Source organism: Winslowiella toletana, assembly GCF_017875465.1.
Classification (GTDB): domain Bacteria; phylum Pseudomonadota; class Gammaproteobacteria; order Enterobacterales; family Enterobacteriaceae; genus Erwinia; species Erwinia toletana.
Genome location: NZ_JAGGMQ010000001.1, coordinates 2,334,500 through 2,358,373 on the forward strand (window position 1 = coordinate 2,334,500; position 23,874 = coordinate 2,358,373).

Below are 23,874 nucleotides of genomic sequence, written 5' to 3' on the forward strand. Positions count from 1 at the left end.
GTTAGTTGTCGAACAGATAGTGATTCACCAGATTCTCCAGCTGCTCCTGACGTCCGCTCTGATGCTGCGGATTGAGCTTTTGCTGCTGGGCATGCTGCGCCAGCGCCGCCAGCGAGAATTCACCGGTCAGGATCTGCTGGCCAAACTCACCGTTCCAGCCGCTGTAGCGCTGCGCCACACGTTTATCCAGTTCACCGGCGACAATCATCCGCGCCGCCACTTTCAGCGCCAGCGCCATGGTATCCATCGCGCCAATATGGCCGTAGAACAGGTCATATTTATCGGTGCTTTGACGACGTACTTTGGCATCAAAGTTTAAACCGCCGGTGGTAAATCCGCCTGCTTTGATAATTTCATACATCACCAGCGCATTCTCTTCCACGCTGTTGGGAAACTGATCGGTATCCCAGCCCGACTGCGGATCGCCGCGGTTAGCATCAACTGAGCCAAAAATGCCCAGTGCAATGGCGGTGGCAATTTCATGGTGGAACGAGTGCCCGGCGAGGGTGGCGTGGTTAGCCTCGACATTCACTTTAATCTCTTTTTCCAGCCCAAACTGTTTCAGAAAGCCATAAACCGTCGCCACATCGTAATCATACTGATGCTTGGTCGGCTCCTGCGGTTTCGGCTCGATCAGCAGGGTGCCCTGGAAGCCGATCTTATGTTTATGCTCCACCACCATCTGCATAAAACGGCCAATCTGCTGGCGTTCCTGGCGCAGGTCGGTATTCAGCAGGGTTTCATAGCCTTCACGTCCGCCCCACAGCACATAGTTTTCACCGCCCAGCAGATGAGTGGCATTCATCGCACTGTTAACCTGAGTGGCGGCCCAGGCGAAGACGTCAGGATCGGGACTGGTGGCGGCGCCAGCACCATAACGCGGATGGGTAAAGCAGTTTGCCGTGCCCCATAACAGTTTCACGCCACTTTGCTGCTGCTTCTCCTGCAACACCTCGGTCATCACGGCAAAATTATGCAGATAGCTTTGCAGCGAATCTCCCTCCGGCGACACATCGACATCATGGAAACAGTAGTAGGGCACATTCAGTTTCTGGAAAAATTCAAACGCGACATCGGCTTTACGCTTCGCCAGTTCCAGCGCATCACCGGCCTTTTGCCACGGACGGTCAAACGAACCGGCGCCAAACATATCGGCGCCATTCCAGCAGAAGCTGTGCCAGTAACAGGCGGCGAAACGCAGATGATCGGCCATGCGTTTCCCCAGAATCATCTCATCGGGGTTATAGTGACGAAACGCCAGCGGATTACTGCTTTGTGATCCTTCGTAACGAACACCCTCTAGCTGATCAAAATAAGCGTGCATGTCAGGCTCCTTAAGGTTGCCATTGAATAAAATAACCACGTTAACTTGCGCTGATTGTGGTAGCGCAATGATTTCCGCTCAATTACGTTATTTCACTCCGGCGTTAAGATAATTATCAACTGTGCGCCAGCTCGCAAAATAATCCCAACAGCGGTTTAAGCGGTGAAAATCAGATCGCCGTCATACTTCCGTAAATAAACCAAAAAACATAACGGCAGGAGGAAAATCTGTAATTGCCGTTACCTCTGGCTGTGATAACAATTCATCCGCCTGACAGTGCGAATGTCAAAAGCAGCCAACCCTACAAGGTGACGACGATGAAGATAAAACACGCTTTACTGGCGGTATGCGCCGCGCTGGCTCTGGTCAGCCACGCAGGTTTCGCCAAAGAGGTTAAAATCGGCATGGCGATAGATGACCTGCGTCTTGAACGCTGGCAAAAGGATCGCGATATATTTGTCAGCAAAGCTAAATCGCTGGGCGCTGAAGTATTTGTCCAGTCGGCAAATGGCAATGAAGAAACCCAGATGTCGCAAATAGAAAATATGATTAACCGCGGCGTCGATGTACTGGTCATTATTCCTTATAACGGTCAGGTATTAAGTAATGTGATTGCCGAAGCCAGACGCGAAGGCATTAAAGTACTGGCTTATGACCGGATGATTAATAATGCAGATATCGATTTTTATATTTCGTTCGATAATGAAAAAGTTGGCGAAATGCAGGCCAGCAGTATTGTGAAACGGGTGCCGCAGGGCAATTATTTTCTGATGGGCGGCTCGCCAGTGGATAATAACGCACGCCTGTTCCGTGACGGCCAGATGAAGGTGCTGAAACCGTTGATAGACGCCGGAAAAATCAAGGTAGTGGGCGATCAGTGGGTCGATGCCTGGTTACCGGAAAATGCGCTGAAAATTATGGAAAATGCGCTGACCGCTAACGGCAATAAAATTGATGCGGTGGTGGCTTCCAATGACGCTACCGCTGGCGGGGCGATTCAGGCGCTCAGTGCGCAGGGTCTGGCGGGCAAGGTGGCGATTTCCGGTCAGGATGCCGATCTGGCGGCCATCAAGCGGATTAACAACGGCACCCAGACCATGACGGTGTATAAACCGATCAGCAAGCTGGCCGATGAAGCCGCTAAAATCGCGGTGGAGCTGGGTAATGACCAGCAGCCGAAGTCCAACGCTAAACTGAATAACGGCCTGAAAGAGGTTCCCTCCTGGTTGCTGGAGCCGATTGCCGTCGATAAATCCAATATCGACAGCACCGTTATCGCCGACGGTTTCCACAAGAAAAGCGATCTCTGATCTCTCCCCCGTAGCCGCCAGCCTGACGCTGGCGGTTCTCTTGTGCTATGCGCTCTCCGGAGGTAACAGTGACAACGCTGCTGGAAATGAAAAACATCACCAAGATGTTTGGCGCGGTTAAGGCGGTCGATGATGTCAGTCTCACCCTGCAGGCTGGTGAGGTGCTCTCACTGTGTGGCGAAAACGGCTCGGGTAAATCGACGCTGATGAAAGTGCTGTGCGGTCTTTATCCCGCCGGTGACTACCAGGGCACTATTCTGTTTGCCGGTGACGAGATTCAGGCCAGCGGCATTCGCGATACCGAACGCAAAGGGATTGTGATTATTCATCAGGAGCTGGCGCTGGTGCGCCAGCTGACGGTGCTGGAAAATATCTTTCTTGGCGCCGAGCTGACGCGCTTTGGCATGGTCGATTATGAAACCATGACCCTGCGCTGTCAGCAGCTGCTGGCGCAGGTCAGACTGGATGTGTCGCCGGATGCACGCGTGGGTGAGCTGGGCCTCGGCCAGCAACAGTTAGTCGAGATTGCCCGCGCGCTGAATAAACAGGTGCGACTGCTGATCCTTGATGAACCCAGCGCCTCGCTTACCGAACAAGAGACCGAAGTGCTGCTGGCGATCGTCAATAATCTGCGTGACCACGGCATCGCCTGCGTCTATATCTCGCACAAACTCAACGAAGTGAAAGCCATCTCCGACACCATCTGCGTAATCCGCGACGGTAAGCATATCGGCACCCGCCCGGCCAGCGGAATAAGCGAAGACGAGATTATCACTATGATGGTCGGTCGCGAGCTGACCTCACTTTATCCCAGTGAAGCGCATCAGATCGGCAGTGAAATTTTGCGGGTGGAAAATCTTACCGCCTGGCATCCGGTGAATCGCCATATCCGGCGGGTTAACGATGTCAGTTTTAGCCTGCATCGCGGCGAAATTCTCGGTATTGCCGGGCTGGTCGGCGCCGGACGAAGCGAAACCGTGCAGTGTCTGTCTGGCGTCTGGCCCGGCCGCTGGCAGGGAAAAATCCTGATTGATGGCCAGCCGGTCATCATAAATGATTGCCAGCAGGCGCTGGCGCAGGGCATTGCGATGGTGCCGGAAGATCGCAAAAAAGATGGCATTGTGCCGGTGATGGCGGTCGGTAAAAACATCACGCTGGCGGCGCTCGACCAGTTTAGCGGCACGCTCTCCACCCTTGATGATGCGCGCGAACAGCAGGCGATTCAGCAGGCGATCAGCCGCCTGAAGGTCAAAACCTCCTCGCCGGAACTGGCGATTGGCCGCCTCAGTGGCGGCAATCAGCAAAAAGCGGTGCTGGCGAAATGTCTGCTGCTTAATCCGCGCATTCTGATCCTCGATGAGCCGACACGCGGCATTGATATTGGCGCGAAAGTCGAAATCTACAAATTGATCAATCAGCTGGTGCAGCAGGGCATCGCCATTATCGTCATCTCCTCCGAACTGCCGGAGGTGCTGGGATTAAGCGACCGCGTGCTGGTGATGCATCAGGGACAAATTAAAGCCGACTTAATTAACCAGAATCTGACCCAGCAACAGGTGATGGAAGCGGCACTTCGGAGCGAACATTATGCTTAAGACTGATTCGACTCAGCGCAGCCTGCTATCACCGGCAGCAAGCGCTTCAACCGGTAAATTCCGTCTGCTTAACTTCCAGGTGCTGGTGATGCTGGCAGCTATCCTGCTGATTATGTTGTTTTTCACCTGGATGACCGACGGCGCTTATCTCAGCGCGCGCAATATCTCCAACCTGCTGCGTCAGACGGCGATCACCGGCATTCTGGCGGTGGGCATGGTGTTTGTGATTATTTCCGCCGAGATCGATCTGTCGGTCGGTTCGATGATGGGGTTACTCGGCGGCGTGGCGGCCATTTTTGACGTCTGGCTGGGCTGGCCGCTGCCGCTGACCATTGTGGTCACGCTGATGCTGGGCCTGCTGCTTGGCGCGTGGAATGGCTGGTGGGTGGCCTACCGCAAGGTGCCGTCGTTTATCGTCACGCTCGCCGGGATGCTGGCGTTTCGCGGCATTCTGGTCGGCATTACAAACGGCACCACGGTGGCGCCCACCAGTCCGGCGATGTCGCAAATTGGTCAGAGCTACCTGCCGGATGGGATCGGCTTCGCGTTTGGCGTGCTTGGGCTGATGGTGTTTATCTTCTGGCAGTGGCGTTTACGTCTGCGTCGCCAGAGTATGGGGCTGCCGCAAAGCTCCGCCAGCGGTTCGGTGACCCGTCAGTCGCTGACCGCCATTCTGGTGCTGGGCGCGATCTGGATGCTGAATGACTATCGCGGCGTGCCCACGCCGGTGCTGCTGCTGGCGTTGTTGCTGCTGGCCGGTATGTTTATGGCGACCCGCACCGCCTTTGGCCGGCGTATTTACGCGATTGGCGGCAACCTCGACGCCGCACGCCTGTCGGGGATTAATGTGGCGCGCAGTAAAATGGCGGTATTTGCCATTAACGGCCTGATGGTGGCGATTGCCGGTTTAATCCTTAGCTCACGCCTGGGGGCGGGATCGCCTTCTGCAGGGAATATCGCCGAACTGGATGCGATTGCCGCCTGCGTGATTGGCGGCGCCAGCCTGGCGGGCGGCATCGGTACGGTAGCCGGTGCGGTGATGGGCGCTTTTATTATGGCTTCGCTGGATAACGGCATGAGCATGATGGATGTACCGACGTTCTGGCAGTACATCGTGAAAGGGGCGATCCTGCTGCTGGCGGTATGGATGGATTCGGCCACCAAACGCCGCGTCTGATATATCGATCACATGGCTCACTGTTTTTTTTCTGCCCGATCTCGCGGCGTGTTATTGAAATGGCATGCCTGATTTTGTGGGGAGGAAGCGCCATGAGCGACAAACGTTTTCGCATCACCCTGTTGTTTAATGCCAATAAAGTCTATGACCGCCAGGTGGTTGAAGGGGTGGGAGAATATTTACAGGCGTCGCAGACCGACTGGGATATTTTTATCGAAGAGGATTTTCGCTGCCGCATTGAAAATATTCGCGAATGGCTCGGCGACGGGGTGATTGCCGACTATGACGACCAGCAGATCGAAACCCTGCTGCAACCGGTCAGTGTGCCGATTGTCGGCGTTGGCGGCTCCTATCACCGTGCGCAGGATTATCCGCCGGTCCACTATATCGCCACCGACAACGCCGCGCTGGTGGAGAGCGCCTTTATGCATCTGAAAGAGAAAGGGGTGCACCGCTTCGCCTTTTACGGTTTACCGCTGTCGAGCGGCAAGCGCTGGGCGCAGGAGCGGGAGTATGCCTTTCGTCAGCTGGTGGCGCAGGAGCGCTATCAGGGTGTGGTTTATCAGGGCATGGAGACCGCACCGGAAAACTGGCAGCATGCGCAGAACCGTCTGGCGGACTGGGTGCAAACCCTGCCGCCGCAAACCGGCATTATTGCGGTTACCGATGCACGCGCCCGCCATCTGCTACAGGTGTGTGAACATCTGAAAATTCCGGTGCCGGAAAAGCTGTGTGTGATTGGTATCGATAATGAAGAGCTGACGCGCTATCTGTCGCGGGTCGCGCTCTCTTCGGTGGCGCAAGGCTCACGACAAATGGGCTACCAGGCAGCAAAACTGCTGCATCGTCTGCTGGATAAGCAGGCATTGCCGCTCCAGCGTATTCTGGTGCCACCGGTAAAAGTGATTGAGCGCCGCTCTACCGACTATCGTTCGCTGCATGATCCGGCGGTGATTCAGGCGATGCACTATATCCGCTTTAATGCCTGTAAAGGCATCAAGGTCGAACAGGTGCTGGATGCGGTCGGTATGTCGCGCTCCAATCTGGAAAAACGCTTTAAAGATGAGACCGGGGAGACCATTCACGCGCTGATTCACAGTGAAAAGCTGGAGAAGGCGCGCACCCTGTTAATCACCTCATCGATGTCGATTAATGAGATTTCGCAGATGTGCGGCTATCCGTCGCTACAGTATTTCTACTCCGTGTTTAAGAAGAGCTATGCCAGCACCCCGGGCGAGTACCGTGAGCGCTTTGGCGAAGTCACGCTGTAGCCATCGGACTGATAAAAATCGCCGTTGTTTACGATATGATTAGTGCCAGTGATAACAGAAATGACTACTATGCTGAATATTCTCTGTTAACCCATCTGGATAATCTGCCGTTGAAATCACCTGTCTCTTTTTTGCTGGCGCTAATGGTTATCGCACTACCCATGCGCAGTATGGCAAACAGTTCGCCCGATCCGCTGCTGGCTTCACAGATTGTTGATCGTTATGCAGAACATATTTTTTATGGCACCGCCGCTACCGGCATGGCGCTGGTTGCCATTGATGGTAATCAGCGCGTGTTCACCAGCTTTGGCGACACCCGTCCTGGCAATAATGTCCGGCCGCAAAAAGACTCGCTGATCCGCATTGCTTCCCTAAGTAAGTTGCTGACCAGTGAAGTGATGGTAAAACTGGCCGAAGAAGGGCGTCTGCGTCTTGACGATCCGCTGAGTAAATATGCGCCGCCCGGCAGCCGGGTGCCCGCCTTTGGCGGTCAGCCGATTACGCTGATCAACCTGGCGACCCACACCAGTGGCCTGCCGCGTGAACAACCCGGCGGCAAAGCGCAACGCCCGGTATTTGTCTGGCCAACCCGTGACCAGCGCTGGAACTGGCTGCAAACCGCTCAGCTGACTACGCCACCAGGCGCTCGCGCCTCTTATTCAAATCTGGCCTACGATCTGCTGGGCGATGCGCTGGCGCGCGCCGCAGGCACCCCTTATCCGACGCTGCTGAACAATAAAATCACCCGCCCGCTGGGGATGAAAGACACCACCTTTACCCCGTCGCCTGAACAGTGCGCGCGCCTGATGGTGCCGGAGAAAGGCGCCAGCCCGTGCAACAATACGCTGGCCGCCATCGGCAGCGGCGGCATCTACTCGACGCCAGACGATATTGGCCGCTGGATGCAGCAGTTCCTCTCCTCCGATGTACACCAGCGCAGTCCGCAGGCCGACCGCCTGCAGACGCTGATCTATCGTCGTAGCCAGCTCACCAAAGTAGATGGCATGGATGTACCGGGCAAAGCCGATGCGTTGGGGATGGGTTGGGTATATATGGAGCCGAAGAACGGACTGCCGGGCATTATTCAGAAAACCGGCGGTGGCGGCGGCTTTATCACTTATATGGCGATGGTGCCGCAGCATAACGTTGGCGTCTTTGTGGTGGTCACCCGTTCGCCGTTAAGCCGTTTTACGCCGATGAGCGATGCGGTAAATAATCTGCTGGCGGAACTGGTGCGTAATACGGCGGGTTAAGATCTGACACATGTAAGGGAGCCGTTATTGGCTCCCGTATGGCAGCGGGTACGGTGCCAGTCATCAACACGGGCGGCGAGAACGCCGCCCCTACAAATCCTGTATGTTATATGTTAATACTCTTCGCCAGTCACCCGGCTACGATAGCTGTCCCAGGTAAAACGTACCCACAGGCTTTTACCGAGACGCATACGATCCATGACGCGTTCGCCAAGCAGGTTGTTCATCCCGGCGATATCGAGATTCGACAGCATACCGGTCGGACGTTTGGATGAGGAGCGGCGGTCAACAATCTGATTGATAATCACCTTCTCGTAGCGCGATTCGGTCTGCATCCCGATCTCATCAATCACCAGCAGATCGACGGTGCTCAGCTCATGGATCAGGCTCTCTTCGGTCACGCCGTTGCCGCCGCTGAATGTGCCTTTCATATTTGACATCAGATCGGCAACCGTCACCACCAGCACACTTTTACCACGTAAAATCAGAAAGTTACCAATCGCGGCCGCCAGATGGTTCTTGCCGGTGCCAGGCTTGCCGGAAAAGACAAAACTGGCGATGCTGCCGTCAAACTCTTCCGCATACTGACGCGCGCGATCCAGCGCCAGCTGCTGCCCTTCACTCTCGACACGGTAGTTATCAAATGAGCAGTTGATATGCAGTTCACGAATGCCGGAGCGTCCAAGAATCCGCTGCATTTTCATTGCACGATTTTCACGGGCAATATCCTGCGAACGGATACGCCCCTGTTCCTGATTCCAGGCAAGCAGCTCGGCGCTGTCCTTAAACTTGGGCTTAATATGCGCAGGCACTAAGCGCTGGATCCGTTTAAACAAGTCGGCACTGTTTTTCATCGCTAACCTCGAAAGCCATCAGGAATGGATTGGTCAGGTTCAGGAAGATGGTTAAGGTCCCGTTTCTGCTGGCCGCCATTGGCGGCGCGACTTAACTGGATGCTGCGCGCCAGTTTTTGCTGCCACTGCACATGGTGGAACATGCGTCCTTCCGCCTGCCAGTAGCTGACAAATGAGGCCAGTTCCGCTGGCGTCACCGCCGACGTTAGCGCCACGCCCCAGACTGCCGCCAGACGAACAAAATCAGCATCCGGCTGCCAGCCCTGATAGAGCGCGAATTTACCGCCCGGCACCGGAATGGCCTCAGGATGGGCCAGATGGTCATCAAACAGGCTATCCTCAAGCGCCACATCGGAACGCGCCTGAGAAGAGGCCGCTTCAATCGCCAGCAGCTGAGCCAGCCGATCCGGCGTCACCGCATACATCACCGGCGCGTTGTTATCAAACACGGCGACCGCGCCCTGCTCAGCAGAAGCCAGCGCAGCAAGCGGGTGTTGGCGAAACGCATCGAGGCCAATGATCGTGGAGGTTAAGATTTTGACAGACATGGCTCAGTCTCTGGTTGAGGTTAATTCTCAGCTACGGGAGGGGAGAAAGCGCTCCGCTCCCATCTGATTCTAACAATTTTACCGAGAGAGATCGCATAAATCAGCCGCAGAAGGGCGTAAACGCGACAATAAATCAGTTTTGCTGCTGGAACTCAAACAGTGACTTTTTTTCCGGCACCGTTTTCATGGCCCACAGATAGCGTACGCTGGCAAACAGGCAAAAACTGTAGCCGAGCAGTTCGCTGCCCTCTTCCGCCATATTCTTCACCGTGCGGTGATAACCATCCAGCATCAGATGCTGCCAGAGCGCATTAACGCCAAACAGGCGCGAAAAAACCAGAATCGTCAACAAACCGGCAGCCATCATATTCCACGCCGGATGCTGCAAAAGATGCACCAGGCCGCGCAGACATTTTTGCAGATGCAACAGTGCGTAAGTCAGGCAAATCGCCGTCACTGCCAGCGCAAACCAGACCCAGGCGCCGTGGCGTATCTCATCAAACAGGAAATCCATCTCACGGATCAGCATGCAGGCATAAAACCCACCAATCAGCTGCAAACCGGCACGATACTCAGCATGGCGGATGGCGGCGATAAAAAATGACGCAGCGATTATCGCCAGGATCAGCTCCTGGGCGCCTTCGGTAAAAGACGTCTCATGCAGGGCATTATTCATCCAGTTTACATCGATATACACCAGCCCCATCATCAGGCAGAGAAAAACGGCGCAGGCTACAAAAGCCAAAAGTTTATTGCGAAGCACTACAAGCTCGGACTGCATAAAATTTCCACGATAATGATTATCCGTGAAATTATATTTATCCGTGATATTTTTGCTTCGCTAATGATGCCATCACCACCAGCGAAGCGGCATGGCGCCTGACGTTAAGCTAAATTCAGAAGCGGGCGCTGACGCCAAGGTTATACATAAATTGTTCGCCAGAGCTAAGACCCTCGGTCTGTGAAACTGAGGCAAAGGCCGCCAGGTTTTCCCCCAGTGGCACATGCGCCCCAACTCTGACATCTACCCAGTTACTGTCCTGCGGCGCGCTGTCACGCGTAAACGAAGTCTGCGTCGATTTCAGCCCACCACCGGCACGCCAGACATCATCACCTAACTGATGGTTGTAACTCACTTCCGCCCAGGGATTAACCCAGCCAAGTTGCGAGTCGAGACGCCAGCCAACCGCACCGATTTGTGAATGATAAGTCTGATCGTTAAACCGCATCGAGGTGCTGAGATTATCCTGCTCGCTGTAGCCCGCCACCCGGCTGTAATCGACGGCATACTGCAACGTCGGACCGGTAGTCAGCCAGCTGGTCACCGGGAAATCCCAGCCGCCGGAAACGCGCGCGCCCAGCTGCCTGCCATCGGTAGCGCCCTGCTCCCTGCGCGTCGCCGGGCCTAAGGTGATACGTCGCTCAATATCATCGTAATCCGCGACGGCAAAGTGCAGATCGGCATTTACCCAACCGCCAGCAAGCCATGCCAGTTCACTGTAAGCTGACACCAGCCAGCCGCGCATTTTATAGTCATAATCGGGCGTCGGGTGCTGCTTATCGTCCGATGCGGAAACCAGCGCCCCGACCAGCCAGCTATCAGTCAGTTTATAATCGACACCGAGGGTCAGGTTATGCGTGGTGGCATTGCCGTCTCCCGGCGGCTGATTAACGTCATTATGCTGACCGGCATAGCCACCGTACACACTTAGCGACCCCTGCGGATTGTCGCTATGGCGCTGCTGTTGCAGGCGGCTGTCGAGGGTATTGCGCATATCACGCGCCATCGCCTGGGTGGCCTGATTGAGCGCCATCACCTGCACCGGCGCATCGAGTACCGACTGCATATAGTCGCCGATAAGCAGATGGACATCCGGACTGGGATGCAGCGGATCGGCAAATAAATACGCCTGCTCCCTGGCGAAACCCGGCGTCGAAACGCTGCATAGCGCCGCAGAAACGCCCGGCGGACAGGCCATTCCGGCGGTATTGCTTAGCCCGTAACGCGCCGGATCCGCCAGCACCTCGTTAAACAGGCCATTAACGTCAACGCGCACGATATTGCCGTTAAATGTGGCTAAGTAGCGATCTTCCTGCTGGTTGTAGCTATCGGTTAACGTCTCCAGCTGGCTGCTAAGCTGCTGCCAGCTGGCAAAGAGTTGATCGGCTATCGCCTGTTGCAGCGCCGGCACCGTGGTGAGCGCCCCCGCTGCGGCATACATCGCATCCTGAATCGCCTGCTGACGCGCGCCGCGGTTTAAGGTGCTCTGACTGTTTAGCGACTGAAAAGCCAGCGCCACCGCACTGTCCGCTACCGGCAGTAAGCCCACGCTGATAACCTGTTGCAGCAGGGCGGGCGTCGCGCCGACATTCGGCACCGTCGGCACCACCACCGTACTGGCGCCAGCCGCAAGTAGCGTCTGCACCTGACTGGCGGCGGCAAACGCACTGCTGCTGACGATCGCCGGCGCCGACCCCGGATTCAGCGCCGCTGTGGCGAGATCGTTACCGCCAATCCAGTGAATATAGAGTCCATTGCCATCGGCGCGACCGCCACTGGCGGACAGATAAGCATTGACCTGCTGTCGGGTATTATCGATCGGGTTAAGCGCCGGTACCGCCACCGCACCGCCGGCGGCATAGTTGGTGCCGCCGTCGTCGGAAGGACGCAGCGTCTGGTTAATCTTTTGCGCCAGAATATCGTCATACAGCGGATGCGCAGCGCCATCCCAGGTATAGCGGCCGTTATTGCCGCTATCGCTCAGGCTGTCGCCAAACACATACAGCTGATCCCAGGCATGCGCCTGAATGGTAAAGATTAAAAGCCCGGCCGCTAACAGCCCCCCAAAGGCTAAACGGCGACCACTCCTCTCTCTTTTCTGCAGCATTATCCGACTCCAAAAAAAGAGCCAAACTGGCGAGTTGTTAGTATTATTTATCGGTCATCACTTTATTCCACTGGTTAACTATTGACCGATTGCATGCCACGTCAAGGATAAAACCAACAAATTTTGCGCCTTTACCAATAAGGGATTTAAAAATGCAACGATGCGGCTGGGTAACACAGGATCCTCTCTACCTTACCTATCACGACAGTGAATGGGGTATTCCGCAAACGAAAGGCAAAGCGCTGTATGAAATGATCTGCCTTGAGGGTCAGCAGGCGGGGCTGTCATGGATTACCGTGCTAAAGAAGCGCGAGAACTATCGCCGCGCCTTTAAAGGGTTCGATCCCGCAGCGGTGGCGCTGATGGGTGAAGAGGAACTTGATACGTTAATGCAGGACAGCGGGCTGATTCGCCATCGCGGCAAGCTTACGGCGATTATCGTGAATGCCCGTGCGTATCTGGCGATGGAAGCCGGTGGCGAGGATTTCGCCGATTTTATCTGGAGTTTTGTCGACCACCAGCCGCAGATCAATCATCTGACCAGCCTCGCCGGGGCGCCGGGTAAAACCGCAGTTTCCGATGCGCTGTCAAAAGCGTTAAAAAAGCGCGGTTTTAAATTTGTCGGATCGACTACCTGTTACGCATTTATGCAGGCCTGCGGGCTGGTTAACGATCATGTGATCGACTGCTTTTGCCATCCTGATAATCTTTCGTAGCTCAGATTTACATTTTAAGACCTAATCTTAGAGTTTTCCCTCACATTTAAGCGGCATAATTGTGCCGCTTATAGATGTAATTACATCTTCCAGAGAGACGTTTGAGGGAACATCCATGAAAAAAAGTATTATCTCCATCTCCTTGCTACTGAGCGGCGCGCTGGCGCTTTCCGGCTGTACCACTAACCCCTATACCGGTGAATCCCAGGCTGGCAAAGCCGGTATCGGTGCCGGACTGGGTGCGGCCTTAGGCGCGGGTGTCGGCGTACTTTCTTCTTCGAAGAAAGATCGCGGTAAAGGCGCGCTGATTGGCGCCGCTGCGGGCGCAGCGCTGGGCGGCGGGGCGGGTTATTATATGGACGTGCAGGAAGCGAAGCTGCGCGAGAAGATGAAAGGCACCGGCGTCAGCGTGACGCGCAACGGTGACAATATCATTCTTAATATGCCAAATAATGTCACTTTCGATTCCAGCAGCAGCACGCTGAAACCGGCGGGCGCTAATACCCTGACCGGCGTGGCGATGGTGCTGAAAGAGTATCCGAAAACTGCGGTGACGATTATCGGCCATACCGACAGCACCGGCACCCGGGCGCTGAATATGAAGCTGTCACAGCAGCGCGCTGACAGTGTTGGCAGTTCGCTGATTACCCAGGGCGTGGCGGCAAACCGCATCCGTACCCAGGGGCTGGGACCGGATCACCCGATTGCCAGCAACAGTAGCGAAGAGGGTAAAGCACAAAACCGTCGTGTGGAAATTACCCTTAGCCCGCTGTAATTCCCTCCGGCCGACAGGGGCGGCACCCTGCCCCTGTTATCTCCGCTATTAACGTCGGCTAAAAAGCTGTGCTAGTCTCTGGCCCAATCGAATGCAGAGGATAGCCATGAAGCGCAAGGCCGCACGAGCCACCATCAGCGATGTCGCAAAAGCGGCAAGCACCGGCAAAACCAGTGTTTCGCGTTATCTTAACGGCGAGCATCATGCGCTTTCCGCCGCACTGAAGCAGCGTATCGAACAGGCGATCGCCGCCCTCGATTATCGTCCCAGCCAGATGGCGCGCGGGCTGAAACGTGGTCGTACCCGTCTGATCGGCCTGATAATCGCCGATATCACCAATCCCTATTCCGTTGATGTGCTGTCCGGCATCGAAGCCGCCTGCCGCGCGCAGGGTTTTACTCTGCTGGTGTGTAACACCAATAACGAAGTGGATCAGGAGCGCCATTATCTGCAACTGCTAAGCAGTTATCAGGTGGAAGGGATTGTGGTCAATGCGGTCGGCATGCGCGAAGAGGCGCTAAGCATGCTGCAACAGTCGCTGCTGCCGATGGTGCTGATTGACCGTAAAATCCCGGATTTCGCCTGTGATGTGGTCGGCCTGAATAACGCCGAAGCCGCCAGCGTCGCCACCGAACATCTGCTGGCTAACGGTTATCAGGCGATTCTGTTTCTCAGCGAACCGCTGGGGCTGGTCAACACCCGCCGCGAACGTTTGCAGGCGTTTAAAGCCGCCGCGCAACGCCATCAGCTGGCCAGCGCCGAACAGGCGGAAGCCGCGCTGAATGAAGAAGCGAAACTCGACAGCATTCTGCGCGACTTTTACCAGCGCCATCAGCAGCATCGCTGCGCGGTGATGGTGGCCAATGGTTCATTAACCCTGCAAGTAGCGCGTTCACTGCGACGCCTTGGACTGCGCTGGGGGCCGGATATCGGCCTGCTGGGCTTTGATGAGCTGGAGTGGGCTGAACTGGCGGGCGTGGGCATCACTACCTTAAAACAACCGACCTGGCAGATCGGCTATGCCGCGCTGGAACAGGTGATTCGCCGGATTGACGGCAACGAACAGCCGCTGGCTGAACAGATGTTTTCCGGCGAGCTGGTGATCCGCGGTTCCACCTCTCCGCAGTAACTAATCCTGCGGGCGGCGAGAACGCCGCCCGTGCCAATGATTTATACGAACCATCATGACGGCGTTCTCGCCGCCTGTGCCAATACCTGCTTTTCTGCATCGAATTTTCCTGAATTTTGCTCACATCGTGAGCGCGATCATAATTTCGCACTCTGCTCCTTTGCTTTGGAACCGGTTCCATTTAACGTTTTTATAACGTCGAGGCATCCCGTGCCGGAGGAAAGAATGAAAAGAGAAGTGATTGTGGTGATCGCTGCTTATGGTCAGCAGCAGGTTAAAGCCGCAGGCGGTCAGCAGGCTTTACTGCCGGTTATTGCCGAAGCGGGCGCCGATGGCGTCGAAATTCGCCGTGAACTGCTGAGCGCAGAAGAGCTTCAGCGCCTGTCTGAACTGGGCCGCGCGATTAAGCAGCATCAGCTGATCGCCTTTTATTCGGCGCCCGAAGCGCTGTTTATGGACGACGGTACGCTGAATCCGCAGCTCGATCAGCGGGTTGATGAAGCCAGCCAGCTTAATGCGCAACTGCTGAAATTCTCACTGGGCAACTATGCGCGCGGTTTTGATTGTCAGGCGCTGCAACAGCGGCTGGCGGCTTATCCGCTGCATGTGGTGGTGGAAAACGACCAGACCGAATTTGGTCAGCGTCAGCCACTGGAAGATTTCTTTGCTGATTGCGCCGCGGTGCGGATGCCCAACAGCATGACCTTTGATATGGCCAACTGGCTGTGGGTGGGCGATGACCCGTGCGTGGCGGCCGAAAACCTCGGACGCTTTGTCAGCTATGTACATGTGAAAGCTGCCGCCCCCCATCACGACGGCTGGCGCGCTGTGGCGCTCGATGACAGCGACGGATCATGGCGCGAGCTGCTGAAATTGCTGCCCGCGGATGTGCCACGCGGCATTGAATTTCCACTGGAAGGCGACGACCTGACTGCCGTCACCCGTTACTACGTAAACCTGCTGCGCGAGGAGTGATCGCATGACAACCCATACTAACGGCACGCTGGATGCGGTCACCATTGGCGAAGCGATGGCGATGTTTGTCGCGCGCGAAACCGGCGATTTGGCGGCGGCAGAGAGTTTTATCAAACGCATTGCTGGCGCGGAGCTGAATGTGGCGATTGGGCTGGCGCGCCTCGGCCTCAACGTAGGCTGGGTCAGCCGTGTCGGCGATGACTCCTTTGGCCGCTTTACCTGCCAGCAGCTGGATAAAGAGCGGGTCGATCGGCGTCAGGTCACCACAGATAAGCGCTATGCCACCGGCTTTCAGCTGAAGTCGAAAGTTGATGATGGCTCCGATCCGCTGGTGGAGTACTTCCGCAAAGGCTCCGCCGCCAGCCATCTCTCGGTTGACGATTTTAATCGCGACTACTTTGGCGCGGCGCGCCATCTGCATCTGAGTGGCGTTGCCGCCGCGCTTTCCGACAGTTCGCTGGAACTGGCTAAATATGCCGCCAAAGAGATGCGATCGCTGGGAAAAACGATCTCCTTCGACCCCAATCTGCGCCCGGTGCTGTGGTCCAGCGAACGCGAAATGGTGCAACAGCTTAACCTGCTGGCAGAGTATGCCGACTGGGTATTACCGGGTGAAAAAGAGGGCAAAATCCTCACCGGCTATAGCCAGCCGGAAGCGATGGCTGACTTCTGGCTCGATAAGGGCGTGAAGGCGGTGATTATTAAAACCGGCAGTGACGGCGCCTGGTATAAAACTGCGCAAGGCGAGAAAGGCCAGGTCGCCGCCGTCAGAGTGGAAAACGTAGTGGATACCGTTGGCGCAGGCGATGGCTTTGCGGTTGGCGTTATCAGCGCGTTACTGGAAGGGAAAACGTTACCGCAGGCGATTAAGCGCGGCAACAAAATCGGTTCACTGGCGATTCAGGTGATCGGCGACAGCGAAGGGCTGCCGACGCGCGCTGAGCTTGGCGACGATTAACGTCACCGTGAATTGTCGTGCCCTGCAAATAACGAAATCGCATCGATCTCCCTGAGAGCAGAATGCGGCCACCTCAACAGAGGATAACATTATGAAGAAACACACGATCGCGCCTAAACGCTGGTGGTACATCATGCCCATCGTGTTTATCACCTACAGCCTGGCGTATCTCGACCGCGCGAACTTCAGCTTCGCCTCCGCGGCAGGCATCAATGACGATTTAGGCATTACCAAGGGCATGTCATCGCTGCTGGGCGCCCTGTTCTTCCTCGGCTATTTCTTTTTCCAGATCCCCGGCGCAATTTATGCTGAACGCCGTAGTGTGAAAAAGCTGATTTTCTGGTGTTTGATTCTGTGGGGTGGCTGCGCGTCCCTGACCGGGGTGGTCAGCAATATTCCGATGCTGGCCGCTATCCGCTTTGTGCTTGGCGTGGTGGAAGCCGCAGTCATGCCGGCGATGCTGATTTATATCAGTAACTGGTTTACTAAATCGGAGCGCTCGCGCGCCAATACCTTCCTGATCCTCGGTAATCCGGTGACAGTGCTGTGGATGTCGGTGGTTTCCGGTTATCTGATTGAATCCTTCGGCTGGCGCGAAATGTTTATCTTTGAAGGCATTCCGGCAGTGGTCTGGGCGGTCGCCTGGTGGTTTATGGTGCAGGATAAGCCGGCACAGGCCAAATGGCTGAGTGATGAAGAGAAAGCGGCGCTACAGGCGGAGCTGAAAAGAGAGCAGGAGAGCATCAAAGCGGTGCCGAACTATCGCGCCGCGTTTAAATCGCGCAATGTGATCCTGCTGTGTATGCAGTATTTCGCCTGGAGCATCGGGGTTTATGGTTTCGTGCTGTGGTTGCCATCAATACTGCGTAACGGCACACAAATGGGTATGGTAGAAGCAGGCTGGCTCTCAGCGGTGCCTTATCTGGCGGCAACCATTGCGATGATCGTTGTCTCCTGGGCGTCGGATAAGTTACAGAACCGCAAACTGTTTGTCTGGCCGTTACTGTTAATTGGCGCACTGGCGTTTTTAGGTTCTTATCTGGTCGGGCCGGGTCATTTCTGGATCTCCTATGCCCTGCTGGTGATTGCCGGCGCCGCGATGTACGCCCCGTATGGCCCGTTCTTCGCCATTATTCCGGAGATGTTGCCACGCAATGTATCCGGGGGCGCGATGGCGCTGATTAACAGCATGGGAGCACTGGGTTCCTTTACCGGCTCATGGTTTGTTGGCTATCTTAATGGCGCCACCGGCAGCCCGTCAGCCTCCTACATCTTTATGGGCGCTGCGCTGCTGGTTGCGGTCTGGCTTACGCTTATTGTTAAACCCGCCGGTGATCAACAGCCAGCGGTCGGCCCGGGCGCAAAACACGCCTGAAAGCGGCCCCGTGGTTAACATTATCCAGGGCGGCAAACTTGCCGCCCAACATGCTTTTAACAGGGAGACACGCATGAAACCTTCAGTGGTGCTGTATAAGTCCTTACCTGACGATTTACGCCAGCGTCTTGACCAACACTTTTCCGTCACCGAAATCAGCGGTCTGACGCCAGAAAATATCGCGAAATATGCCGATGTGCTGCAATCAGCGGAAGGCATTCTCGGTTCCGGCGGCAAAGTGGACGGCGAGTTTCTGGCGAAAGCGCCAAAACTGCGCGCGGCGTCGACCGTTTCAGTGGGCTATGACAATTTTGACGTTGATGCGCTGAATCAGCGCGGTGTGGTGCTGATGCATACGCCAACCGTGCTGACCGAAACCGTGGCGGACACCATGATGGCGCTGGTGCTGGCATCCGCCCGCCGCGTGGTGGACGTTGCGGAGCGGGTGAAAGCTGGCGAATGGCAGAGCAGCGTCGGGCCGGACTGGTTCGGCATCGATGTGCATCATAAAAAACTGGGGATTCTGGGGATGGGTCGTATCGGCCTGGCGCTGGCGCAGCGCGCCCACTTCGGTTTTAGCATGCCGATTCTGTATAACGCGCGTAAGCATCATGAAGAAGCGGAACAGCGCTTTGACGCCCAGTACTGCGATCTTGATACGCTGCTGAAAGAGTCCGATTTCCTCTGTATCAGCCTGCCGCTGACCGAGCAGACTCATCATCTGATTGGCCGTGAGCAGCTGGCGAAAATGAAACCGAGCGCGATTCTGATTAATGCCGGACGTGGCCCGGTGGTTGATGAGCAGGCGCTGATCGCCGCGCTGAAAGATGGCACTATCTATGCCGCTGGTCTTGACGTCTTTGAACAGGAACCGCTGCCGGCCAGCTCTCCGCTGCTGAAGCTGCCAAATGTGGTGGCGCTGCCGCATATCGGCTCCGCTACCCATGAGACACGTTATGGTATGGCGAAAGATGCGGTAGATAACCTGATCGCCGCGCTGACCGGTAAAGTTGAGAAGAACTGCGTTAACCCTCAGCTGTTGAAATAATGCTGTCAGCGGGCGGCGAGAACGCTGCCATTACGTGCGGTGCAAATCCGTATCACGGGCGGCGAGAACGCCGCCCCTACATTAATTAAGCGTAGGGGCGGCGTTCTCGCCGCCCGTCCCGATAATTTCCACGATATGTCATAACGGCGTTTTCTCGGCCCGCGCCCATCCGCGAAGTTCACATCCCGCCACACGATAGCCATTGCACCCCTTTTAGCGCGGCGTTATGGTGATTGACCCTTTGCGATAACAAATGATTTACACGTTATGACCTTTTCGGCTTTTGGTGACAAATTTACACGCCATTCAGGCATTGCCCGCCTGATGGAAGATATGGGCGAAGGTTTACGCACGCCTGGTGCGGTAATGCTGGGCGGCGGTAATCCGGCGCAAATTCCGGCAATGAATGACTACTTTCAGCAGTTACTGCAACAGATGCATGATGAAGGCAAACTGACCGACGCGCTGTGCAACTATGATGGTCCACGCGGCAAAGCGGTGCTGCTGGATGCGCTGGCGGAGATGCTGCGCGAAGAGCTGGGCTGGCAGATTTCGCCGCAAAATATCGCCCTGACCAACGGCAGCCAGAGCGCGTTTTTCTATCTGTTTAACCTGTATGCCGGTCGCCGTGCCGACGGCAGTAAAAAGCGCGTGCTGTTTCCGCTGGCGCCAGAATATCTCGGCTATGCCGATGCTGGCCTCGATGAAGATCTGTTTGTTTCGGCAAAGCCCAATATCGAACTGCTGCCGGAAGGACAGTTTAAATACCACGTCGATTTCGAGCATTTGCAGATCACCGACGATACCGGCTTAATCTGCGTCTCACGCCCGACCAATCCCACCGGTAATGTGATTACCGACGAAGAGTTGATGAAACTCGATGTGCTGGCGCAACAGCACGATATTCCGCTGCTGATCGATAACGCTTACGGCGTGCCGTTCCCGGGGATTATTTTTAGCGAAGTACGCCCGCTGTGGAATCCGAATATTATCCTGTACATGAGCCTGTCGAAACTGGGCCTGCCGGGCTCACGCTGCGGCATTATTATTGCCGATGAGAAAGTGATCTCCGCGATCAGCAATATGAATGGCATTATCAGCCTCGCGCCGGGCAGTATCGGACCGGCTATCGCCACCGAGATGATTAAGCGTGGCGATCTGTTACGCCTGTCTGAACAGGTGATTAAACCTTTTTATCAGCAGCGCGTTAAACAGACGATTGCAGTTATTCGTCGCTATCTACCCGAAAATCGCTGCCTGATTCATAAACCGGAAGGGGCGATTTTTCTCTGGTTGTGGTTTCAGGATCTGCCGATTAGCACCGAACTGCTCTATCAGCGCCTGAAGCAGCGTGGCGTACTGATGGTGCCCGGCCACTTCTTCTTCCCCGGACTGGAACATGAATGGCCGCACACCCACCAGTGCATGCGCATGAACTATGTGCCGGACAGCGAGACGATTGAGAAAGGCATCCGTATTCTGGCGGAAGAGATTGAGCGCGCACACGCGGAAACAGTATAAATTGCCAGCACGGGCGGCGAGAACGCCGCCCCTACATTTCAACCAATGACTGCGAACACCACTGCGCCAGCTGTTTAATCGCCTGCTCTACTTCTTCATTCCAGCCAAAACCGGCATTCAGCCGGAAACAGTGGTCATAGCGATGATCGGTGGCAAAAATATGGCCTGGCGCAATGCCAATCCCGGCATTACGCGCCTTGATAAACAGCGCCCGCACATTCAACGCCTGCGGCGGCATTTCGACCCATAACACATAGCCACCTTCCGGATCCGAAACCCGGGTGCCTGCCGGGAAATAGCGCAGCACCGCGCGGCGCATATGGCTAATCTGATTCGCCAGTTCACGGCGTAATTTGCGCAGATGGGCATCGTAGCCGCCATTACGCAGCAGCTCGGCGATAGCCGCCTGCGACAGCACCGAAGTGCCCATCGTCGAGGTATATTTTAGCGAAGCGATTTTGCGCATATAGTTGCTGCTGCATACCCAGCCAATACGGATCCCCGGCGCGACGGTTTTCGAGAATCCGCTGCACAGAATCGCATTCGGGCTAAAGGCGCGCATCGGAAAAGGACGGCGTTCACCAAAAGCGGTATCACCAAAAATATCATCCTCAATAATAATCACGTCATTTTCATCCGCCTGACGGGCAATATAGGCTTTCTGTTCGTTGGGAATACTTTTTCCCAGCGGGTTATTAATATTCGCCAGCGTGACAAATGCTTTTACCGCTTTGCGTTTAAATAATGCGGTTAATTTCTCCACGTGAATATAACCTTCCGGTCCGGCCTCCACTTCAATCACGCGTAAATCTAAATTATGCAGCATTTGCAGCAGCACAAAATAGCAGGGAGATTCCACCGCCACCACATCGCCGGGCTTTACCGTGGCGCGTAAAGAGAGCGAGAGGGCTTCAATACAGCCATTGGTAATCAGAATATCGTCAGGATTAATATTGCAGCCATAATCAATGGCGCGCCGGGCAATTTCAGCTTTAAGCGGCGAATAGCCGGTGCCTTTCACCGTATTTCCCAGCAGGAAGGGTTTGGTATAACCCATCTGGCGCATCAGCAGACCAATCTTTTTGATCGGATAGAGTGAGCTGGCGCCGTTCGCCAGATCGAGCCGGATACGACAGTCGGTGCCCACCATCGCCAGATGCAGTTCAGTCTGCTCATCCAGTGGCGCAATCTCGCGCGACTGCTCCGGCAGCGCCAGTTTATCGCGCTGCGGCCGGGTTAATGGCGCGACAAAGAATCCCGATTTGGGTCTGGCCACCGCGTAATGCTCATCCTCCAGCGAACGCAGCGTTTTTAGCGCCGTCGTCAGGCTGACACTGTACTGGGTTGCCAGTGTGCGCACAGAAGGCAAACGGGTATCGGGCGGCAGCGTACCATCGTGGATTGCCTGTTTAATCTGCTCGGCAATCTGGCGGTAACGGCTTCCCTGACTCTCCTGATCTGTTCCAGCAATGGACATCTGTTCCACCCCATATCGATCTGATCTGTACATATTCATGAGATTACTTTGATAGTAGTTTAACTATCAAGCGCTTAACAATAATGAATTTGAATCACAGGTTTTCGGGTAACTTTGCGGTTTTTTTGGACGAGGACGCACTTAATTGCATCCCCCCATTCGGGGCAACCCTGTATTTATTTTCCAAAGGAAAAAGGCAAAATGAATAACCTTTCTGTGATGATGAAAGATATAGAAACATATCTTTCTGAAGCAATTATTATGTCAGCCAGGCAGTGTGCAAAACGTTTAATCCTTTCCCTTCCCGATCAAGTTAACATCAGCAATAACAAAGTATTACTTGCTTATGGCGGCGGCAAAGACAGCAGCTATATGGTGGCATGGGTACGCTATATTCAGGGTTTACTCTGGCAGGAAAAAGGCGAAACCTTTCGTTTACGCATCAGCACCAACCGCCATGCCGGTATGAATGACCAGGTCATGGCAAATATTGACCGCGTCTATCAGGCATTAAATATTTATGATGATGATTACGTCGAATGTTTACTGACCGATGGTTTATTAATTCGCCGCTTCGCGCGCGATTTACCGATGCCCGATTCCGTGCGCCGTCAGAATCGCACCGATGTGCTGATGAATGGCCACCGTTTTCAGGCCGATGCCCGCTCCACCTTCTGTAACGCCTGCAACCTTAGCATGGTCAACTCGTTTGGCCTCGCCGCTCACTATGATGGCGGCGTGGATATTATTATTACCGGCGACTCCCCGGAAGAGCAGACCGCCTATCTCGCCTGGGCGCGCCACCTCTCACGCCTGTTTGACGCGCCGGAAGTGGCCAGAGGGCGCGGTTTCTCCGGCTTTCTGCAGACGCTGGATGGCGTGGCGGAGCGCTACTTCAGCCATATTTATGGCGCGGACAATATCACCCCGGCCCATCGTATTACCCACCAGCTGCCGCGCGACCCGCTGTTTTTTAATATCTATCAGGACACCGCCTATGAGGCGGGGGAACACTGGGCATTGCTTAGCGAGTTTATGCAGTTCCGTTTTGACGAACTGATGTTCAGTTTTTCCGAATCCGACTGCGGTAACCCGACGCTGATGGCGCATATTCGCGGTCTGCGCGCAGAAACCCTGCTGCAACGCAGCTATGGTGAAGGCATTCGCGAATATGTGCGCTTTGCGCTCGGGCTGATGCAGCAGAAGGATTTTCCGCCGCATCTGATCGCTGAAATGGCGGCGCGTTATCAGGATGATGACGCCATCGCCGCGCAGCGACAACGTGCGGCACAGTTTGCCCTTGATGCCTTTGGCCTGTCGACAGAGCAGCTGATTTGCATGATCTGGTCGCCTTTTACCGCCGGCGGCCAGCATCTCGCTGACTATCTTAACCGGCAACATATCGACATTCCGCCAGGCGAGATTACTGCGCTGTTAGCCAGTAGCGAAGAACCGGTCAGTCTGCAGCTGTGCAGCCAGCTGGAACAGCTCTCCGGGCTGACCTTAGCCCAGCTGCGTCAGTGCTACCGCAGCCCGCTGGTGACCTCACTGCTGGATCGTAAACCGCAGGATCCGCTGTCACGTATTCTGCGCTATGACCCGCACAAAATGATTATTCAGGTTAATAACGGCGTTCTGCAGGACGCCATCACTGAAGTGATCTCCGGACGCTAATGCGTT

At 55.3% G+C, this 23,874-nt stretch carries 20 protein-coding genes; 14 read left to right on the forward strand and 6 right to left on the reverse strand.

Annotation, left to right across the window (positions count from 1 at the left end):
* Position 1: 1 nt before the first annotated feature.
* Positions 2 to 1,324, reverse strand: coding sequence for a xylose isomerase (gene xylA / locus J2125_RS10905; protein WP_017799760.1), 1,323 nt, complete (start codon positions 1,322 to 1,324; stop codon positions 2 to 4).
* 317 nt (positions 1,325 to 1,641) lie between these two features.
* Between xylA and xylF the strand changes: the two genes are divergently transcribed.
* From xylF to ampH, 5 genes are all read left to right on the forward strand, one after another.
* The gene (xylF, locus tag J2125_RS10910; RefSeq protein ID WP_017799761.1) at positions 1,642 to 2,634 is read left to right on the forward strand and encodes a D-xylose ABC transporter substrate-binding protein; all 993 of its coding nucleotides are present in this window, start codon (positions 1,642 to 1,644) and stop codon (positions 2,632 to 2,634) included.
* Positions 2,635 to 2,702: 68 nt separating this feature from the next.
* The gene (locus J2125_RS10915; RefSeq protein WP_017799762.1) at positions 2,703 to 4,229 is read left to right on the forward strand and encodes a xylose ABC transporter ATP-binding protein; all 1,527 of its coding nucleotides are present in this window, start codon (positions 2,703 to 2,705) and stop codon (positions 4,227 to 4,229) included.
* Positions 4,222 to 5,406 carry a xylose ABC transporter permease XylH gene (gene xylH, locus J2125_RS10920; protein ID WP_017799763.1) on the forward strand — a complete coding sequence of 395 codons (1,185 nt, stop codon included), beginning with the start codon at positions 4,222 to 4,224 and terminating at the stop codon, positions 5,404 to 5,406. The genes J2125_RS10915 and xylH overlap by 8 nt, the downstream gene beginning before the upstream one ends.
* A gap of 92 nt (positions 5,407 to 5,498) precedes the next feature.
* Entirely contained in the window at positions 5,499 to 6,677 is a 1,179-nt protein-coding gene (xylR, locus tag J2125_RS10925) for a D-xylose utilization transcriptional activator XylR (RefSeq protein ID WP_017799764.1), read from the forward strand.
* Between the two features lie 35 nt (positions 6,678 to 6,712).
* Entirely contained in the window at positions 6,713 to 7,930 is a 1,218-nt protein-coding gene (gene ampH / locus J2125_RS10930; RefSeq protein WP_017799765.1) for a D-alanyl-D-alanine-carboxypeptidase/endopeptidase AmpH, read from the forward strand.
* Positions 7,931 to 8,043: 113 nt separating this feature from the next.
* On the opposite strand, the gene dnaC is transcribed toward ampH, so the two are convergent.
* From dnaC to J2125_RS10950, 4 genes are all read right to left on the reverse strand, one after another.
* Entirely contained in the window at positions 8,044 to 8,784 is a 741-nt protein-coding gene (dnaC, locus tag J2125_RS10935) for a replicative helicase loader DnaC (RefSeq protein ID WP_017799766.1), read from the reverse strand.
* A 2-nt stretch (positions 8,785 to 8,786) separates the two neighbouring features.
* Positions 8,787 to 9,332 carry a primosomal protein DnaT gene (gene dnaT / locus J2125_RS10940; RefSeq protein WP_017799767.1) on the reverse strand — a complete coding sequence of 182 codons (546 nt, stop codon included), beginning with the start codon at positions 9,330 to 9,332 and terminating at the stop codon, positions 8,787 to 8,789.
* A 133-nt stretch (positions 9,333 to 9,465) separates the two neighbouring features.
* A complete protein-coding gene (locus J2125_RS10945) occupies positions 9,466 to 10,113 on the reverse strand; it encodes a hypothetical protein (protein WP_017799768.1) in 648 nt (215 codons plus the stop codon).
* Positions 10,114 to 10,228: 115 nt separating this feature from the next.
* Positions 10,229 to 12,220, reverse strand: coding sequence for an autotransporter outer membrane beta-barrel domain-containing protein (locus tag J2125_RS10950; protein WP_017799769.1), 1,992 nt, complete (start codon positions 12,218 to 12,220; stop codon positions 10,229 to 10,231).
* Between the two features lie 152 nt (positions 12,221 to 12,372).
* On the opposite strand from J2125_RS10950, the gene J2125_RS10955 reads away from it, so the two are divergent.
* The 8 genes from J2125_RS10955 to J2125_RS10990 all read left to right on the forward strand — a co-directional run bounded on the left by J2125_RS10955 (position 12,373) and on the right by J2125_RS10990 (position 20,717).
* The gene (locus tag J2125_RS10955; protein WP_017799770.1) at positions 12,373 to 12,936 is read left to right on the forward strand and encodes a DNA-3-methyladenine glycosylase I; all 564 of its coding nucleotides are present in this window, start codon (positions 12,373 to 12,375) and stop codon (positions 12,934 to 12,936) included.
* 115 nt (positions 12,937 to 13,051) lie between these two features.
* Complete coding sequence (locus tag J2125_RS10960) at positions 13,052 to 13,711, forward strand: OmpA family lipoprotein (RefSeq protein WP_017799771.1); 660 nt, start codon at positions 13,052 to 13,054, stop codon at positions 13,709 to 13,711.
* A gap of 106 nt (positions 13,712 to 13,817) precedes the next feature.
* Positions 13,818 to 14,840, forward strand: a complete 1,023-nt coding sequence (locus J2125_RS10965) for a LacI family DNA-binding transcriptional regulator (RefSeq protein ID WP_017799772.1) — start codon at positions 13,818 to 13,820, stop codon at positions 14,838 to 14,840.
* Positions 14,841 to 15,065: 225 nt separating this feature from the next.
* Positions 15,066 to 15,815 carry a sugar phosphate isomerase/epimerase family protein gene (locus tag J2125_RS10970; protein ID WP_017799773.1) on the forward strand — a complete coding sequence of 250 codons (750 nt, stop codon included), beginning with the start codon at positions 15,066 to 15,068 and terminating at the stop codon, positions 15,813 to 15,815.
* 4 nt (positions 15,816 to 15,819) lie between these two features.
* Positions 15,820 to 16,773, forward strand: coding sequence for a sugar kinase (locus J2125_RS10975; protein ID WP_017799774.1), 954 nt, complete (start codon positions 15,820 to 15,822; stop codon positions 16,771 to 16,773).
* Between the two features lie 91 nt (positions 16,774 to 16,864).
* A complete protein-coding gene (locus tag J2125_RS10980) occupies positions 16,865 to 18,148 on the forward strand; it encodes an MFS transporter (RefSeq protein ID WP_017799775.1) in 1,284 nt (427 codons plus the stop codon).
* 73 nt (positions 18,149 to 18,221) lie between these two features.
* On the forward strand, positions 18,222 to 19,196 hold the full coding sequence (gene ghrB / locus J2125_RS10985; RefSeq protein WP_017799776.1) for a glyoxylate/hydroxypyruvate reductase GhrB: 975 nt from the start codon (positions 18,222 to 18,224) through the stop codon (positions 19,194 to 19,196).
* A 267-nt stretch (positions 19,197 to 19,463) separates the two neighbouring features.
* Positions 19,464 to 20,717 carry a valine--pyruvate transaminase gene (locus tag J2125_RS10990; RefSeq protein WP_017800327.1) on the forward strand — a complete coding sequence of 418 codons (1,254 nt, stop codon included), beginning with the start codon at positions 19,464 to 19,466 and terminating at the stop codon, positions 20,715 to 20,717.
* Positions 20,718 to 20,748: 31 nt separating this feature from the next.
* On the opposite strand, the gene J2125_RS10995 is transcribed toward J2125_RS10990, so the two are convergent.
* Positions 20,749 to 22,194, reverse strand: a complete 1,446-nt coding sequence (locus J2125_RS10995; protein ID WP_017800326.1) for an aminotransferase-like domain-containing protein — start codon at positions 22,192 to 22,194, stop codon at positions 20,749 to 20,751.
* A 201-nt stretch (positions 22,195 to 22,395) separates the two neighbouring features.
* On the opposite strand from J2125_RS10995, the gene J2125_RS11000 reads away from it, so the two are divergent.
* A complete protein-coding gene (locus J2125_RS11000; RefSeq protein WP_017800325.1) occupies positions 22,396 to 23,868 on the forward strand; it encodes a hypothetical protein in 1,473 nt (490 codons plus the stop codon).
* Positions 23,869 to 23,874 lie beyond the last annotated feature (6 nt).